Origin of the sequence: Aeromonas aquatica, from assembly GCF_000764655.1 — a bacterium.
Taxonomy (GTDB): Bacteria; Pseudomonadota; Gammaproteobacteria; order Enterobacterales; family Aeromonadaceae; genus Aeromonas; species Aeromonas aquatica.
In genome coordinates, this window is sequence record NZ_JRGL01000098.1 from 41,739 (window position 1) to 57,855 (window position 16,117).

A 16,117-nucleotide genomic window follows, 5' to 3' on the forward strand; every position below is an offset into this window, starting at 1 on the left:
ACAAAGGGATAAAAACAATGACCGCCTCTCGGCGGTCACGGTGTTTTCTGTTGAAAATTTCACATAGAAAAGTGGTGCCGCCTGTTTAGGAGCAGCACCACCAGTTGTTGTGATTGAAAGCTGTGATGTTCATGGATAAACAAGCTACGCCCGTTTGATCACTTCTGCAAGGGGACGACCAGCAGATCGCAGGGCACTGTGTTCATCAGCTGACGGGCGCTGGAGGTGAGCAGGCTCCAGAAACTCTGACGATGGCCGCACACCAGCAGGTCGATCTGGTAATCCTTGACCGCCTGATTGACCCGCTCGCTCAGATCGCCGCAGATCACCAGCTTCTTCTCGATGGGGTAGTCCACCGAGGCCAGGAAGGCTTCCAGCTTCTCCTTCGCTTCGGCGATCACCTGATCCTGCACGTTGTCGATGTCGATATCGATCATCTCGGTGTAGAGATCCTTGAGGTCCACGTCGACGTGGATCACCGACAACTTGGCGCCATTGGAGCGGGCCCGGTCGACCGCCTTCTCGATCACCTTGCGGTTGTCTTCCGACAGGTCGATCGCGGCCAGTACGTGTTTGTAATAGGTTCCATTCATGGGAGTTCTCCTCACTGATCCTGGGTTCACTATACCAATGTCTGATGAAACTAAAACGGTGTTGTCACCACGGCCTCAGGATTGGAATGGGTTTTCTGTACGGCTATGTTGCCGCCTTCGATGAAAAGTTGTGCATATATTGAGCAAGAATTTGAAGCCGATCACAGCCGGCGTATTGCCCCGCAACGGCGAGGGGAATAGGATGTGCCCGTGCTTCGCAATGAACACAAAACAACAAAAAGCATCTGAATACCGCTTTGGGGAGCCTCGTGCTCCCTCTTGTTTTTCTGCGCCCTTCCGTACCCGATCCCCCCTGACATCAAGGTAATCCGTTGCGTCATGGCTATGCTGTAGCCAGTTCAAGCGGAGATTTCTCATGATTATTCATCCTCAGATCCAGGGCTGCGTTGCCCGCAATTGTCATCCCATAGGTTGCCGGGCCGCCGTGGCTCAGCAGATCGCCGGCGTCAGGGCGGCGGGCCACTTCAACGGGCCCAGGCGGGTGCTGGTGCTGGGGGCCTCGTCCGGTTTCGGGCTGGCGTCCCGCATCGCCCTGACCTTCGGGGCGGGAGCCGACACCGTCGGTGTCTCGTTCGAGCGGGGGCCGTCCGACAAGGGGCTCGGTAGCGCGGGCTGGTACAACAACATCTGGTTTAGGCAGGCTGCGGAGCAGGAGGGGCGCATCGCCGTCAACCTGATCGGCGATGCCTTCTCGGACGCCATGCGCCAGCAGGCGGTGGAGAGCATCCGCCAGCAGTTGGGGCAGGTGGATCTGGTGGTCTATTCGCTGGCGAGCGGCATCCGGCTGCTGGCCGATGGCACCCAGGTGCGCTCCGTACTCAAGACTACGGGCCAGCCGTTCAGCGGCTGGGGGCTGGATCTGGAACACGACAGCCTGGTGCAGCAATCCCTGGCCCCCGCCACCCCGGAGGAGATCCAGGGCACCGTCACCGTGATGGGGGGCGAGGACTGGCAACTCTGGCTGCAGGCGCTGCAGCAGGCGGATTGTCTGGCGCCGGGCGTGCAGACGGTGGCTTACTCCTACATTGGCCCGGAATCCACCTATCCGATCTATCGAGATGGCACCATCGGCTATGCCAAGGAGCACCTGCACGCCACCGCCGAGACCATCAATCTGCAGCTGGCCGAGCTCGGCGGCCACGCCTGGGTGTCGGTGTGCAAAGCGCTGGTGACCAAGGCGAGCGCCTACATCCCTGTGCTGCCGGTCTACCTCGGCCTGCTGATGGGGGTGATGAAGGAGCGCGGGGTGCACGAGGGCTGCATCGAGCAGATGCGGCGGCTGTTTGCCGACAAGATGTACGGACCTCAAGGGGTGGTGGCCGACGGCAACCGCTTGATCAGGATGGATGACCACGAGCTGGACCCGGCCGTGCAGGCGGCGGTCTCGGCGCTCTGGTCCAAGGTGACGCCGGACAACTTCCAGGCCCTCGGGGATTTTGCCGGGCTGAAGCGGGACTTCATGCAGCTCAATGGCTTCGAGCTGGCGGAGGTCGACTACGGGGCACCGGTGAATGAGGCGTCACTGACCGAGCTGGTGCCCTGAGGGACGGGCGCTGATGCAGCCCCCTGTCAGGCGACGCTGCTGGTCAGTTCGGACAGCAGGTTGGGGGCCGCCGCCAGTATGGTCTGGTTGCGGCCCTGGCGTTTGGCCTGATACATCGCCATGTCGGCCCTGTGGATCAGCTGATTCAGGCTGTCATCCTCGGGACAACGCTCCGCCACCCCCGTGCTGATGGTCATGTGAGGGGAGCCAAGGCTCTCGATCCGGCTGCGCAGCTGTTCGGCCAGGTGCCAGCAGGTGGTGCCGTCCTGCGACATGGCCACCAGAAACTCCTCTCCTCCCCAGCGCCCGACCTGTTGCAGGTCGGGGGCCCAGCGTTTCAGCTCTTCGGCCAGTTTCTGGATGGCCAGATCGCCGGTCTGATGGCCGTGCCTGTCGTTGATCTGCTTGAAGTGATCGATGTCGATGATGAGCAGGGTCAGTGGCTCGTTCAGTTGCCACTGTTGTGTCAGTCGCTCCAGCAGGGCACGCCGGTTTGGCAACCCGGTCAGCTGATCGAAGGTGGCGAGCCGGTAGAGATGGCGTGAGTTGCGGTGCAGTCTGCGGGTGGTGAGTCCGAGCATGATCAGGGCGCCCGCCAGCAGCGCGACCAGCATCAGCTGGTAGTAACGGGCGCTCTGCTGATACAGCAGCTGCTGCCGTTTGCGATCGTTCTCCTGCTGCAGCGCCCTGTTGTTGGCCTCGCTGCGCGCCAGCTCCATCTCGGCCTGGAAGGCGTTGGCATGCTGGCTCAGGGTCTGATTGAAGTGCTGCTTGTAATGCTGCATGTACTCGGTCATGACCCTGTAGGCCTCGGGGTAGCGCCCCAGATCCGCCAGCAATCTGGCCTGCAACGCCTGGCCGTCGATGGTGATGGCGTCAGGTCGGGTCGTCAGCAACTGCAATGCCAGCTGCTTCTCCCCACGGCCCTGCAGCGTCCTGGCCCGGGTCTCGGTCAGGCGGGAGGCCGCCTGTGGATAGCCGAGCCGCTGATAGATGGCCTGGGCCTCGTCCAGGCTGTGCCAGGCCGCGCGCCACTCCCCCTGTGCATTGAGGGCCATGGCCTGATAGCCGAGCACGATGGCGCGATAGTCTGGCGACAGATCGGGGTTGGTCAGCAGGGCATCGAGCAGCTTCCTCGCCTTGGCGGGGCGGGCCATGTCGATGTAGAGCCGCGCCATGTTGGCCCTGATGATGGTCTGACTGTTGGGCTCACGCAGTTGCACCATCAGCCCCAGCGCATCCTGATAATAGGTTTCGGCCTCCCGGTGGAGGCTGAGATCGGCATAGAGGTTGCCAAGGGTCATCAGCACGCGGGCGCACTGCAGGTCGGAGAGCGCACTCTTTGGCTCTTGTTGCTTGAGGTGAAAAGCGGTCTTGAGCTCGGCTATGGCCTCTTTGAGCTGCTGGGTGCGGTAGAGGGCGAGCCCGTTCAGGGCGTGCCATTCGGACTGCTGGGCCGGGTGGCCGCCGAGGGTGGGTTGCAGCTGGGCCAGCAGGCTGAGGGCCAGCTGTGGCGCTTCGGTATCCAGGGTGAGTGCCACCTGCTGCAGCTGGAAGTCCAGCAGCCGCGCGTTTTCCTGGCGGGTGATGGCCAGGGCGCGCGCCCGGGCGTTGTCGAGTAGGGCTTGTGGATAGCGCCCCAGGGCGGCCTTGGCCAGGGATCTGGCGTGGAACAGCTCCATCTCCTGCTGCGGACTGGCATCGAGGCGCCGCAGATAGCCGACGGGATCGCGCGCCGCCTGCAATTCAGCCTCTTCCGACAACGGGGGGGAGGCCTGCAACTGGGTCGTCCAGAGCAGCGCCAGTACCATCACCAATCTCATTGCATCTTCTTCCTGACCATTGGCGCCATCATAGAGGCTGAGTCCGGTTACACCATCCTTCTTTGCTTCTCTATGCCCGTATGGGGGCCAGGATGAGAGGAAGTTGCGTCACAACAATGGCCTATGACGAAAGCGGACAGTTGATTCGTGCTGCAACAGTGGCGACAATCGTGACCAAATCACAGTGGAGAATCAGCATGTTGGCCAAAGCCATGATCGAGAAGTTGAACGAGCAGATTAATCTTGAATTCTATTCCTCCAATCTCTACCTGCAGATGAGCGCCTGGTGCGAGGACAAGGGCTTCGAAGGGGCTGCCACCTTCCTGCGCAAGCACGCCGCCGAGGAGCGCCAGCACATGGAGCGCCTGTTCACCTACGTGAGCGAGACCGGCGGCATGCCGCTGCTGGGGGCCATAGAGGCGCCTCCCCATGAGTTCAACTCTTTGGGCGATATCTTCCGTACCACCCTGGAGCATGAGTACCACATCACCAAGTGCATCAACGGCCTGGCCCACGTGGCTTTCACCACCCAGGACTACTCCACCTTCAACTTCCTGCAGTGGTACGTGGCCGAGCAGCATGAAGAAGAGAAGCTGTTCAAGAGCATCGTCGATCGCCTGTCCCTGGTGGGCGAGGATGGCAAGGGCCTCTACTTCATCGACAAGGAGCTGGCCGAGCTGGCCAAGGGGGCGCCGGCCAGCATCATGGACGGCAACGCCTGATAGTCGTGGACACTTAGTGTTCAGTCAGTACAATGACGGCCCTCTTGAGGGCCGTTTCTGTTTACGCCGGTACACTGAGCTATTGGTTTTTGCCCGTGATGACGGCTCTTATGAGCCGTTTTCGTTGATCGTTTGATGAGTAGGGTTGTGATGATGCAAGTGGATGTGGTGGTGATCGGGGCCGGTGCGGCCGGTTTGATGTGTGCGGCCCAGGCAGGCTACCGGGGTCGCTCCGTATTGCTGCTCGACAATGCCAAGAAGCCGGGCCGCAAGATCCTGATCAGCGGCGGCGGCCGCTGCAACTTCACCAACCATCAGGCCGGCCCCCACGCCTTCCTCTCGGGTAACCCGCACTTCTGCAAGTCGGCGCTGGCGCGCTACACCCAGCAGGATTTCATCGATCTGGTGGACAGGCACGGGGTGAATTACCACGAACGTACCCTGGGGCAGCTCTTCTGTCTCGAGAGCGCGAAAGAGATAGTCGATGTGCTGCTCACCGAGTGTGAGTGGGCCGGGGTGACCCAGCAGTACCAGACCGAGATCCTTTCCGTCAGCAAGACGGACGACGGCTTCCTGCTCGACACCATCAAGGGAGAGGTGCGCTGCCACTCCCTGGTGGTGGCCACCGGCGGCCTCTCCATGCCCAAGCTCGGTGCCACCCCCTATGGCTTCAAGCTGGCGGAGCAGTTTGGTCTCAATGTGCTGCCGACCCGCGCCGGACTGGTGCCCTTCACCCTGCATCAGGAGCAGAAGGAGGCGTTCACCGATCTGGCCGGGGTCAGCCTGCCGGTGGCGGTGACTGCCGAGGATGGCACCCGCTTCAAGGAGGCCATGCTGTTCACCCACCGCGGCCTCTCCGGCCCGGTCATACTGCAGATCTCCTCCTTCTGGCTGGCGGGGGAGAAGATCCACATCAACCTGCTGCCTGAGCTGGATATCCCGGCGGCCCTCAAGGCCTGGGCGCTGGCCCATCCGGCCCAGGAGCTGAAGACGGTACTGGGGCGCGAGCTGCCCAAGCGCTTCGTCGACAAGCTGGTGGAGCTGGGGCAACTCGTCAACAAGCCGATGCGCCAGTACAACGAGCGGGAGCTGGCGGCCATCGCTGCCCTGCTGGGGGATTGGCAGATCCTGCCGAACGGCACCGAGGGTTATCGCACCGCCGAGGTGACCCTGGGAGGGGTGGATACCAATGAGCTCTCCTCCAAGACCATGGAGGCGCGCACCGTGCCCGGTCTCTACTTCATCGGCGAGGTGGTGGACGTCACCGGCTGGCTCGGGGGCTACAACTTCCAGTGGGCCTGGTCCTCCGGCTGGGTAGCCGGGCAGTACTGCTGAGGCACACGCCAGGCAGTATCGAACGACCTGAGGTGCCGCCTCTGCACGCCTCAGGCCGTTCTCACACCGATGTCAGCTGCCTCTCTCCCTTCCACCTTATCCCCCTCGACTCCCATCCCGTGACGCAGATCTCCTCTCCACGCCAGTGGGCCGATCAGCCCTTCCTGAGCGTGGGCAACAACACCGTCAGCAACCCGATCAGCGGCAGGTAGGCGCAGACCTGATACACGGTTTCGATGCTGGTCGCGTCGGCCAGCTGACCCAGCAGGGCGGCGCCTATGCCCCCCATGCCGAAGGCGAAGCCGAAGAACAGGCCGGAGATGGTGCCGACCTTGCCGGGGACCAGCTCCTGGGCATAGACCAGGATGGCGGAGAAGGCCGAGGCCAGGATCAGGCCGATGATCACCGAGAGCACCGAGGTCCAGAACAGGTCGACATGGGGCAGCAGCAGGGTGAAGGGAGCGACGCCGAGGATGGAGATCCAGATCACCCGCTTGCGGCCGATGCGGTCACCGACCGGCCCGCCGAGCACGGTGCCCGCCGCGACGGCGAACAGGAAGGCAAACAGATAGAGCTGCGCGCTGTCCAGTGACAGGCTGAACTTGTCCATCAGGTAGAAGGTGTAATAGCTGCTCAGGCTGGTCATGTAGAAGAACTTGGAGAACATCAGCAGGCCGAGGATGGCCAGCGACCAGCCGATCTGGCGGCGGCTCAGGCCGTTGCCGGCATGGGCCTTCATCCGTTTATGGAAGTTGGCCCCGTGATGGCTCGACCAGCGCCCGACCAGGCTGAGCACCACGACGCCGACCAGCGCAAACAGCGAGAACCAGGCCGCGCTGCCCTGTCCCTGCGGCACTATGATGAGTGCCGCAAGCAGCGGACCTATGGCCGACCCCAGGTTGCCGCCGATCTGGAACAGGGATTGGGCCAGCCCGGGCTGACTGCCAGCCGCCATGCGGGCGACCCGCGAGGATTCCGGGTGGAAGACTGACGAGCCCATGCCGATCAGCATCGCCGACAGCAGCACGGCACCAAAGCTGCCCGCCTGTGACAGGGAGAGCAGGCCGAGCAGGGTGAAACCCATGCCGAGTGGCAGCGAATAAGGCATGGGCCTGCGGTCGGTGTAGAGGCCGATCAGCGGTTGCAACAGTGAGCCCGTGAACTGATAGGTGAGGGTGATCAGGCCTATCTGGGTGAACGACAGGTTGAGCCCGAGTTTGAGCAGCGGATAGATGGCCAGCAGCACCGACTGCATCATGTCGTTCAACAGGTGCGAGAAGCTGATCGCGGCGATCACCGGATAAGTGGTGGTATTCAGGGCGTCGGTCGCGGGGGGCGCGACGAGAGGGCTATCGGTGCTGAGGCTCTTTTCCATGAGATAGTGTGTCTGTTGTCCATGTATCGCTCTAACATGCCCGATCCTGGCCCGTCTGGACACAACAAAGTGGGCGGGAGGGGGTTTCCGATCGAGGCGGCGAGAGTGTGGGGACGAACGAAGCGCTGCTCAGATCTTGTGCTTGGCGAGAGGCGGATTAGTATAGAAAGCCTGCCGTCGTTAGTCGGCTCACCGCCATGGAGGGAACATGTTTGAAAGCCTGGGAGTCATCAACGTTTGGACCTGCCTGACCGGGCTGTTTTCCAAGTCCAGAGGGGCACGCCATGTTTGAGAGTTTGGGAGTCATCAACGTCTGGACCTATCTGGTCGGGCTGTTTTTCATCATCATAGCGCCGGGCCCCAACTCGATTTATGTGCTGCGCACCGGGGCGACCCGTGGCATAGGCCCGGGTTACAAGGCGGCCCTCGGGGTCTTCGTCGGCGACGCCATCCTGATCTTCTGCGCCTATCTGGGCATCGCCTCCCTCATTCGCACCACCCCCCTGCTGTTTACCCTGGTGCGCTACCTCGGCGCCCTCTATCTGCTCTATCTGGGGGTGAAGATCCTGCGCGCCAACTTCATCGCCAGGCGGGAAGGGGAGGCATCCGTGGTCGAGTCCGGCGAGCGCTACTTCTCCAAGGCGCTGACCCTGAGCCTCACCAACCCCAAGGCGATCCTGTTCTACGTCTCCTTCTTCGTGCAGTTCGTCGACTTCAACTATGCCCACACCTGGGTCTCCTATCTGGTGCTGGCGAGCATGCTGGAGGCCATGAGCTTCGTCTATCTGACCCTGCTGATCTTCGGCGGCACCCTGATGGCGCGCTTCTTTGCGCGCAAGCGGCGCCTGGCCCGGCTCGGCAACGGCCTGATCGGCCTCTTCTTCATGGGCTTTGCGGCCCGGCTTGCCACCCTCTCTTCCTGAATCCCTCCAGCAGGCTGGCCCTCTCCCGGCCAGCCTGCAACGCCGTTGCTCCCTTGGCGGGTCGTCTGAGGTAAACTGGGGCCCGCTCAGGGGCTGCCCATCCTGCTGTGTTCTTTTTTCCCCTCGATCTGGGTCGGCAGCCCATGACTCCATACACCTTATAGTGCGCCCCTCGTGGCCCTAGGCCGGAGGGCCCATGCTCGAAAATCAGATGATGTTGTTGGCGGTGTTTGAACGGGCGGCGCTGATGCTGATGACGCTGTTCCTGCTGACGCGCACCAGACCCTTCCAGCGATTGTTCCAGAAACGGGATCACACCCCGGCCGAGCTGACGCTGGTCGCCAGCATCTTCGGGCTGTTCGCGGTGTTCAGCACCTACACTGGCATCGCGGTGGAGGGGGCGCTCATCAACGTGCGGATCATCGCCATCATCTCCGGCGGCATCCTGTTCGGGCCCTGGGTCGGCATCCCGGCCGGGGTCATCTCGGGGCTGCACCGCTATCTCATCGACATGGATGGCCACACCTCCATTCCCTGCCTCATCGCCAGCATTATCGCCGGCCTGCTGGCGACCTGGATCCACCTCAACTGCCGCAAGTCGCGGCTCTGGCTGTACGGGATCCTGGCGGGCATGGCCTGTGAGGGGCTGACCATGCTGCTTATTTGGATCCTGACAGAACCTCATTCTGTCGGGGTCGAGATTGTTAGTCATATCGCCTACCCCATGATCGCCGGGGCGCTCTGTATCGGCCTCATCATCAAGCTGGTGCAGGATCTGGACGACGAGAAGGAGATGATTGCCGCCAAGCAGGCCAAGCTGGCGCTGGACATCGCGAACCAGACGTTGCCCTTCTTCCAGAACATCGACCGTCACTCCCTCGGCCAGGTGTGCGGGGTGATCCGGCGCGAGATCGACGCCGATGCGGTGGCCATCACCGACACCCGGGACGTGCTGGCCTATGTGGGGGTGGGCAAGGATTACTACGAGCTGGACGAGCACCACGCTATCAGCGACATGACCCAGCGGGCCGTGCTGCTGGACCAGATCATCATCAACAACGATCTGCGCCAGTACCACCTGTCGGACTTCCACTCGGTCATCATCATTCCGCTGCGGGAGAACGGCGCCGTCAGCGGCACCCTCAAGATCTATTACCGCCGCACCCACAGCATCACCAGCTCGTTGCGGGAGATGGCGGTGGGTCTCTCCCAGCTCATCTCCACCCAGATGGAGGTGTCGCGCATCGAGCAGTTGAAAGAGATGACCCGCAAGGCGGAGTTCACCGCCCTGCAGAGCAAGATCAACCCGCACTTCCTGTTCAATGCCCTCAACGCCATCTCGTCGCTGATCCGCATCCGTCCCCAGCAGGCGCGCCAGCTGATCGCCAATCTCGCGGACTACCTGCGCTACAACCTCAACAAGGGGGACGAGCTCATCGACATCCAGGAGGAGTTGCAGCAGGTGCGCGACTACGTGGCCATCGAGCAGGCCCGCTTCGGCGACAAGCTGGAGGTGGTGTTCGAGGTGGACGACGTGCACATCCAGGTGCCGAGCCTGCTGCTGCAACCCCTGGTGGAGAACGCCATACTGCACGGCATCCAGCCCCGCAGCGCGCCGGGCCGGGTCACCATAGAGGTGAAGCAGCTGGCGGGCGGCATCCGGGTGGCGGTGCGCGACACCGGTTACGGCATCAGCCAGGCGGTGATCGACGGGGTGGCCGCCGGCCGGGTGGAGAGCCGCAGCATCGGCCTGATGAACGTTCATCAACGGGTCAAGCTGCTGTACGGGGACGGGCTGCAGCTCAGGCGGCTCGAACCCGGCACCGAAGTCTGTTTCTATCTGCCGGATCCGGAGGCCATGCCGTGCTGAGCGCTATCAATATTGAGAAGGAAGATATGACTCGAGAGATGCAGCCATGTTGAAAGCCATCATTGTTGAAGACGAATATCTGGCCCGTGAGGAGCTCATCTATCTGGTGAACCAGCACAGCAGCATCGAGATAGTGGCGAGCTTCGAGGACGGTCTGGAGGCGTTCAAGTACCTGCAGGATCACGAGGTGGACGTGGTGTTTCTGGATATCCAGATCCCCTCCATCGACGGCCTGCTGCTGGCCAAGAACCTGCACAAGTCGAGCCATCCGCCCCACATCGTCTTCGTCACCGCCTACAAGGAGTTCGCGGTGGAGGCGTTCGAGCTGGAGGCGTTCGACTACATCCTCAAGCCCTACAACGAGCCGCGCCTCATCAGCCTGTTGCAAAAACTCGAGCATGCCGGCAAGTCACAGGCGGGGCAGGGGGCCGAGGTGAGCGTGCCGCAGAACCGCACAGTCAACCTGGTGAAGGGGGAGCGCATCATAGTCACCCCCTGCGAGCAGATCTATTACGCCGAGGCGGACGAGAAGCTGACCCATGTCTACACCCGCACCGATCGCTACGTGATGCCCATGACCATCAGCGAGTTCGTCAGCCGGCTGCCGGCGGAGGGCTTCTTTCGCTGCCACAGATCCTACTGCGTCAACATCAACAAGATCCGCGAAATCGTGCCCTGGTTCAACAGTACCTACCTCATCCGACTCCATGATCTGCCGTTCGAGGTGCCGGTCAGTCGCAGCAACATCAAGGCGTTCCGTCAGCTGATGCGGCTCTGATTGTCATTCATTCCCGCCGATCTGCATTTCATGCCTTAATCGGTCGGCACGAGCCGCGTCTTGCCTATAGTGGCCTCAATTTCCTTAAGGCCATCGCCCGAGACGCATCATGACCAAAGAGATGAACCGCACCCGGTACCTGACCCTGATCGGTACCATCATCACCCAGTTCGCACTGGGCTCCGTTTACACCTGGAGTCTGTTCAACGCCCAGCTCTCCGACAAGCTGGACGAGCCGGTCAGCCAGGTGGCTTTCGCCTTCGGCCTGCTCAGCCTGTCCCTGGCGGTCGCCTCCTCCCTGGCGGGCAAGCTGCAGGAGCGGTTCGGGGTGCGCAACGTCACCCTGGGTGCCGGGGTGCTGCTCGGCATCGGCTTCTTCCTCACCGCCCATGCCAGCAACCTGGCCATGCTCTACCTCTGCGCTGGCATCCTGGTGGGCTTCGCCGACGGCACCGGCTACCTGATGACGCTCTCCAACTGCGTGAAGTGGTTCCCGGAGCGCAAGGGGCTGATCTCCGCCTGCTCCATCGGCGCCTATGGTCTGGGTAGTCTGGGCTTCAAGTACATCAACCTGCTGCTGCTGTCGAACAACGGCCTGGAGGCGACCTTCCAGCTGTGGGGGCTGATCGCCATGTCCATGGTGCTGGTGGGCGGCATGTTGATGAAGGATGCGCCCAAACAGGCCGCCTCCCTGCAGCAGACCGAGAGCCGCGACTTCACCCTGGCCGAGGCGATGCGCAAGCCGCAATACTGGATGCTGGCGCTGATGTTCCTCACCGCCTGCATGAGCGGCCTCTATGTCATCGGGGTGGCCAAGGACATCGGCGAGAACATGGTCGGCCTGTCGACCGCGGTGGCGGCCAATGCGGTGGCGGTGATCGCCATGGCCAACCTGGGTGGCCGACTGGTGCTGGGTATTCTGTCTGACAAGATGTCTCGCATCCGGGTCATCACCATCGCCCAAGTCATCACCCTGTGCGGCATGGGGTTGCTGCTGTTCGTGCCCCTCAATGCGAACCTGTTCTTCGTGGCGGTGGCCTGCGTGGCCTTCAGCTTCGGCGGCACCATCACCGTCTACCCCTCCCTGGTGAGCGACTTCTTCGGCCTGAACAACCTGACCAAGAACTACGGCGTCATCTACCTGGGCTTCGGGCTGGGCAGCATCATAGGCTCCATAGTCGCGTCCCTGTTCGGCGGTTTCATGGCGACCTTCAACCTCATCCTGGTGCTGATGGTGGTGGCCCTGGTGCTCTCCCTCACCATCCGCCTGCCAGCCCCCAAGGCGCAATACGCAGACTGATAGCCGAACTTATTGATAAATCTGACAAACCGGAGCCTGCGAGCTCCGGTTTTTGTTTTTATGAGCAAAAGACGTATGGATGGCTAAATAGCTATACTCTTCTGCCACCCTTTCCTATAATCCTCCCGCTTTGGCGCATCATGCTTAATAGGGAATCCGGTGAGAATCCGGAGCTGGCGCGCAGCGGTAAGGGGGAACGAAGCGACATCAGGGCACTGCCGTCAGGTGGGAAGCCGTCGCCGTAGGCCATTAGCCCCCCAGCCCGAAGACCTGCCAAAGTTCGTATTTCTGGCCGAGAGAAACCGGCCATGAAAGATGCTTACGCGAACTTAAGGATCTGTAATGTCCAAGAAATTATTGGCGGCTGCCCTGTTGCCTGCGGCGGCCTTCGCCCAATCCTCCCTTCCTGCCAATGACACCATGGTGGTGACCGCCAACCGGGTGGATCAGTCCGTCGGCTCGGTGCTGGCCCCCGTGATAGTGATCGAGCGCGCCGAGATCGAGGCCCGCCAGGTGTCGAGCCTGCCGGACCTGCTGAAGACCCTGCCAGGGGTGCAGATCACCACCCTGGGCGGGCGAGGGCACATGAGCAGTCTGTTCATCCGTGGCACCAACTCCAACCACTCTCTGGTGCTGATGAACGGCCGTCCCATCGCCGCCATGGTGGCCGGTACGCCGGATCTCAGCCAGATCCCCCTCGGCAACATAGAGCGCATCGAATATATCCGGGGCCCCCGTGCCGCCGTGTACGGCTCGGATGCCATCGGTGGCGTCATCAACCTCATCAGCAAGACCTCGGCCAAGGGCGGCAGCGAGACCCACCTGAAAGGCGGGGTGGGAAGCCATGGCTACGGAGAGGGGCAGGTGCGTACCGTGCAGGCGCTCGGTGAGCATACCGACATGAACATGCTGGTGGGCTATGAGCGCACCGACGGCTTCGACGTGGTGGCGGGTGCCCAGCAACCGGATCGGGACGGTTTTGACAGCCTGAACGGCCAGTTCGGGCTGAACCATGCCTTCAACGAGGCCTGGAGCGCGGACTTCAACGCCCAGGGTTATGACAACCAGACCGAGATGGACGATCCCTATCTGGCGACGGATCAGAGCCGGGTGCAGGCCTTCCAGTACGATGGCGGCCTCAAGTACCAGAGCGGTGCCCTGACCAGCCGGCTGGAGGCCAGCTACGGCGAGAACAAGCTGAAGAACTGGCTGGAGAGCCAGGGCGAGTCCAGCGCCGAGCCGATTCATACCGGGCTGACGCGGTTCTCCTGGATCAACAGCTGGACGGGTGTAGAAGGGTTGATGCTGACTGGGGGTGCCGACTGGCAGCAAGAGCAGCTGAAATCCGACTCGAGCAGCTATGGCCAGTCGTTCAATGCGCCGGACCGCGACAACACCGGCCTGTTCGCGGTGGGCAGCTATCGCTGGCAAGCCCTGCTGTGGGAGCTGTCCGGTCGCACCGATGACAACAAGCAATACGGTCGCCACAACACCTGGTCCGCTGCTGCGGGATTGGACATCGACGACAACCACAATGTGCGCCTGAGCTACGGCACCGGCTTCAAGGCGCCGACCTTCCTCGACCTCTATTACCCAGGTTACGAGAACCCGGACCTGAAGCCGGAAGAGAGCAAGAACCTGGAACTGGACTTCTCCGGCCGTTACACCGGCTGGGATTGGTCACTGAACCTGTATCGCAACCAGATCCAGAACCTGATCGCCTGCCAGAGCGCCTTCTCCAGCTGCAAGCCGGACAACACGGATGCCGAGATCCGGGGCGTGGAAGTGGCACTTGGGCTGGAGACCGGTCCGCTGCGCCATGACTTGAGCTTCGATTACACCAAGACCGAGGACAAGAACGACGGGGATCAGCAACTGCTGCGCCGCGCCAAGCAGAAGGCCAGCTGGCTGACTCAGGCACAGCTGGGCCCGGTGGATCTGTCGACCGAGCTGCTCTACGTGGGCAAGCGGGATGACAAGGACTTCAGCAGCTTCCCCGCAGAACGGGTGGTGCTGAGCTCTTATACCCTGGTCAACCTGGGGGCCAGCTACGATGTGTTGCCTCAGCTGACCCTGGGCGGTCGCATCGACAACCTGTTCGATCGCGACTATGTGCCGGCCTATGGCTACGCCTCTCCGGGTACCGAGTTCAAGCTGACCGCCGATTACCGTCTCTGATCCCGACCTCTGCTTATATAGAGAGGAAAAAGCGAGGCCCCGCCATGTGCGGGGCCTTTTCTATGGGCCGTTGGCGGTAGTATGATCGCCGCTTCGCATCCAAGGGGGAGTTCAGGTGGCCAATATTCTAGTGTTCGACTCAGGCATGGGCGGTTTGACCGTTTATCGCGAGATCCGCCGCACCCTGCCGGCACACAACTATCTCTACTGCTTCGACAACGCCCACTTCCCCTATGGCGAGCTGAGCGAACCGGATCTGATCGCCGCCTGCTGCCGACTGGTCACGCACATGGTGGCCGAGCACGCCATCGATCTGGTGGTGATCGCCTGCAACACCGCCAGCACCATAGCCCTGCCATCCCTGCGCACGGCCCTGACCGTTCCCGTGGTGGGCGTCGTGCCGGCCATCAAGCCCGCCGCCGCCCTGACCCGCAACGGTTGCATCGGCCTGCTGGCCACGCCGGGCACCGTCAGCCGTGCCTATACCCATGAGCTCATCGCCCAGTTCGCGCCGGGCAAGCGGGTGCTGCTCAAGGGTGCGACCGAGCTGGTGATCGAGGCCGAGCAGAAGCTGGCGGGTCGACCGGTCAACATGGCGCTGCTGCGAGAGGTGCTGATGGACTGGCTGGAAGGAGAGGATGCCCCGGATACGCTGGTGCTGGGCTGCACCCACTTCCCGTTGCTGGGCGACGAGATCCGGCAGCTGATGCCGGAGTGCCAGCTGGTGGACTCGGGCAGTGCGGTGGCAAGAAGGGTGGATCATCTGTTGGCAAGCCTTCCCACCCAGCTCGCTGAGGGTGGTCAGGGCAGGGCATATTGCACTCGGCTCGATGCGCAGGCCCAAAAACTGACAGCCCCCTTGCAAGCATGGGGGCTGTCATCACTCGAAGAGGTGCTGTACTGAGGTATCAGGCGTCGACGTCGTCGCCTTCCCGCTCATCCCTGTCCCGCTTGTCGTTCGCTTCACGTACCTTGAGGGTGCGCTGTTGATACTCCTTGTCATTGAGCGCAGCAATTGCCTTGGCCGCATCGGCGGCGGGCATTTCCACAAACCCGAAGCCCCTGCGCTTGCCGGTGGCCTTGTCTTTCATCAGACGAACGGAAATAACCTGGCCTTGTTCGGCAAACAGCTCACGCACGGCGATCTCGTTGGCGCGATAGGGCAGGTTGCCTACATATAAGGTGCAAGTCTCTTGGTTCGCAGCCTGTGCGGCCACAGTGACGGGAGCCCGGTTAAGAAACAGCGGTACGACGAAACCGCCAATGGCCAGACCCACGGCAAAAATGACTTCGGCTTTCAGAGAAAACTGCAGGGCCTGGGCAACCAGATAACCGACCAACGCCAATACCAGCGAGAGAACGGCTGCCTGCATATAAACGGGAAACTTGGATAAATTCATCTTTAAAGACCTTTTGTAAATGAAAGCAAAAAAGGTGCAACACTCTATTCACCTCCATGGTAACCAGCTTTATGGCCGGGCGCTACCATGGACCATTATCCGCTTCAGTATGGCATTCCTTAAGCAAGGAAGAGCCAGCTAAATGCCAATAAAACAGCGCTGAAATCATCGGTTTGTGGATAACATTGTATATATACACTGGATAAGCTGTTTCTAATTGGATAATTTGAGATTTCCGTGACTTTCTTCAAAAAAT

Annotated in this window: 13 protein-coding genes and 1 riboswitch; of the genes, 9 read left to right on the forward strand and 4 right to left on the reverse strand. The window is 61.6% G+C overall.

Annotation, left to right across the window (positions count from 1 at the left end; all coding sequences use genetic code 11):
* Positions 1–158 precede the first annotated feature (158 nt).
* Positions 159–593, reverse strand: coding sequence for a universal stress protein (locus LG30_RS0111670; RefSeq protein ID WP_033130880.1), 435 nt, complete (start codon positions 591–593; stop codon positions 159–161).
* 376 nt (positions 594–969) lie between these two features.
* Here LG30_RS0111670 and fabV point away from each other — a divergent pair, with 376 nt between their 5' ends.
* The gene (gene fabV, locus LG30_RS0111675; RefSeq protein WP_033130881.1) at positions 970–2,157 is read left to right on the forward strand and encodes an enoyl-ACP reductase FabV; all 1,188 of its coding nucleotides are present in this window, start codon (positions 970–972) and stop codon (positions 2,155–2,157) included.
* 26 nt (positions 2,158–2,183) lie between these two features.
* Here the strand turns inward: fabV and LG30_RS0111680 are convergent, their stop codons facing one another.
* On the reverse strand, positions 2,184–3,968 hold the full coding sequence (locus tag LG30_RS0111680) for a diguanylate cyclase domain-containing protein (RefSeq protein WP_033130882.1): 1,785 nt from the start codon (positions 3,966–3,968) through the stop codon (positions 2,184–2,186).
* A 209-nt stretch (positions 3,969–4,177) separates the two neighbouring features.
* On the opposite strand from LG30_RS0111680, the gene ftnA reads away from it, so the two are divergent.
* Both ftnA and LG30_RS0111690 read left to right on the forward strand, forming a co-directional pair.
* Complete coding sequence (gene ftnA / locus LG30_RS0111685; protein WP_033130883.1) at positions 4,178–4,702, forward strand: non-heme ferritin; 525 nt, start codon at positions 4,178–4,180, stop codon at positions 4,700–4,702.
* 150 nt (positions 4,703–4,852) lie between these two features.
* Positions 4,853–6,037, forward strand: coding sequence for a BaiN/RdsA family NAD(P)/FAD-dependent oxidoreductase (locus LG30_RS0111690; protein ID WP_033130884.1), 1,185 nt, complete (start codon positions 4,853–4,855; stop codon positions 6,035–6,037).
* Positions 6,038–6,191: 154 nt separating this feature from the next.
* Here LG30_RS0111690 and LG30_RS0111695 read toward each other — a convergent pair whose 3' ends face one another.
* Positions 6,192–7,412: an MFS transporter gene (locus LG30_RS0111695; protein ID WP_033130885.1), complete on the reverse strand. Its 1,221-nt coding sequence runs from the start codon at positions 7,410–7,412 to the stop codon at positions 6,192–6,194.
* Positions 7,413–7,696: 284 nt separating this feature from the next.
* On the opposite strand from LG30_RS0111695, the gene leuE reads away from it, so the two are divergent.
* The 6 genes from leuE (at position 7,697) to murI (ending at position 15,365) form a co-directional block, all read left to right on the forward strand.
* A complete protein-coding gene (leuE, locus tag LG30_RS0111700; RefSeq protein ID WP_033130886.1) occupies positions 7,697–8,335 on the forward strand; it encodes a leucine efflux protein LeuE in 639 nt (212 codons plus the stop codon).
* 196 nt (positions 8,336–8,531) lie between these two features.
* Positions 8,532–10,205 carry a sensor histidine kinase gene (locus LG30_RS0111705; protein ID WP_033130887.1) on the forward strand — a complete coding sequence of 558 codons (1,674 nt, stop codon included), beginning with the start codon at positions 8,532–8,534 and terminating at the stop codon, positions 10,203–10,205.
* Between the two features lie 46 nt (positions 10,206–10,251).
* Positions 10,252–10,983, forward strand: coding sequence for a LytR/AlgR family response regulator transcription factor (locus LG30_RS0111710; protein ID WP_033130888.1), 732 nt, complete (start codon positions 10,252–10,254; stop codon positions 10,981–10,983).
* 109 nt (positions 10,984–11,092) lie between these two features.
* Positions 11,093–12,283: an L-lactate MFS transporter gene (locus tag LG30_RS0111715; RefSeq protein ID WP_033130889.1), complete on the forward strand. Its 1,191-nt coding sequence runs from the start codon at positions 11,093–11,095 to the stop codon at positions 12,281–12,283.
* 114 nt (positions 12,284–12,397) lie between these two features.
* Positions 12,398–12,575, forward strand: a riboswitch (cobalamin riboswitch).
* Between the two features lie 50 nt (positions 12,576–12,625).
* Positions 12,626–14,461, forward strand: coding sequence for a TonB-dependent receptor domain-containing protein (locus LG30_RS0111720; RefSeq protein ID WP_033130890.1), 1,836 nt, complete (start codon positions 12,626–12,628; stop codon positions 14,459–14,461).
* A gap of 115 nt (positions 14,462–14,576) precedes the next feature.
* Positions 14,577–15,365, forward strand: coding sequence for a glutamate racemase (gene murI, locus LG30_RS0111725; protein WP_033130891.1), 789 nt, complete (start codon positions 14,577–14,579; stop codon positions 15,363–15,365).
* 4 nt (positions 15,366–15,369) lie between these two features.
* Here the strand turns inward: murI and LG30_RS0111730 are convergent, their stop codons facing one another.
* Positions 15,370–15,861: an RNA recognition motif domain-containing protein gene (locus tag LG30_RS0111730; RefSeq protein ID WP_033130892.1), complete on the reverse strand. Its 492-nt coding sequence runs from the start codon at positions 15,859–15,861 to the stop codon at positions 15,370–15,372.
* Positions 15,862–16,117 lie beyond the last annotated feature (256 nt).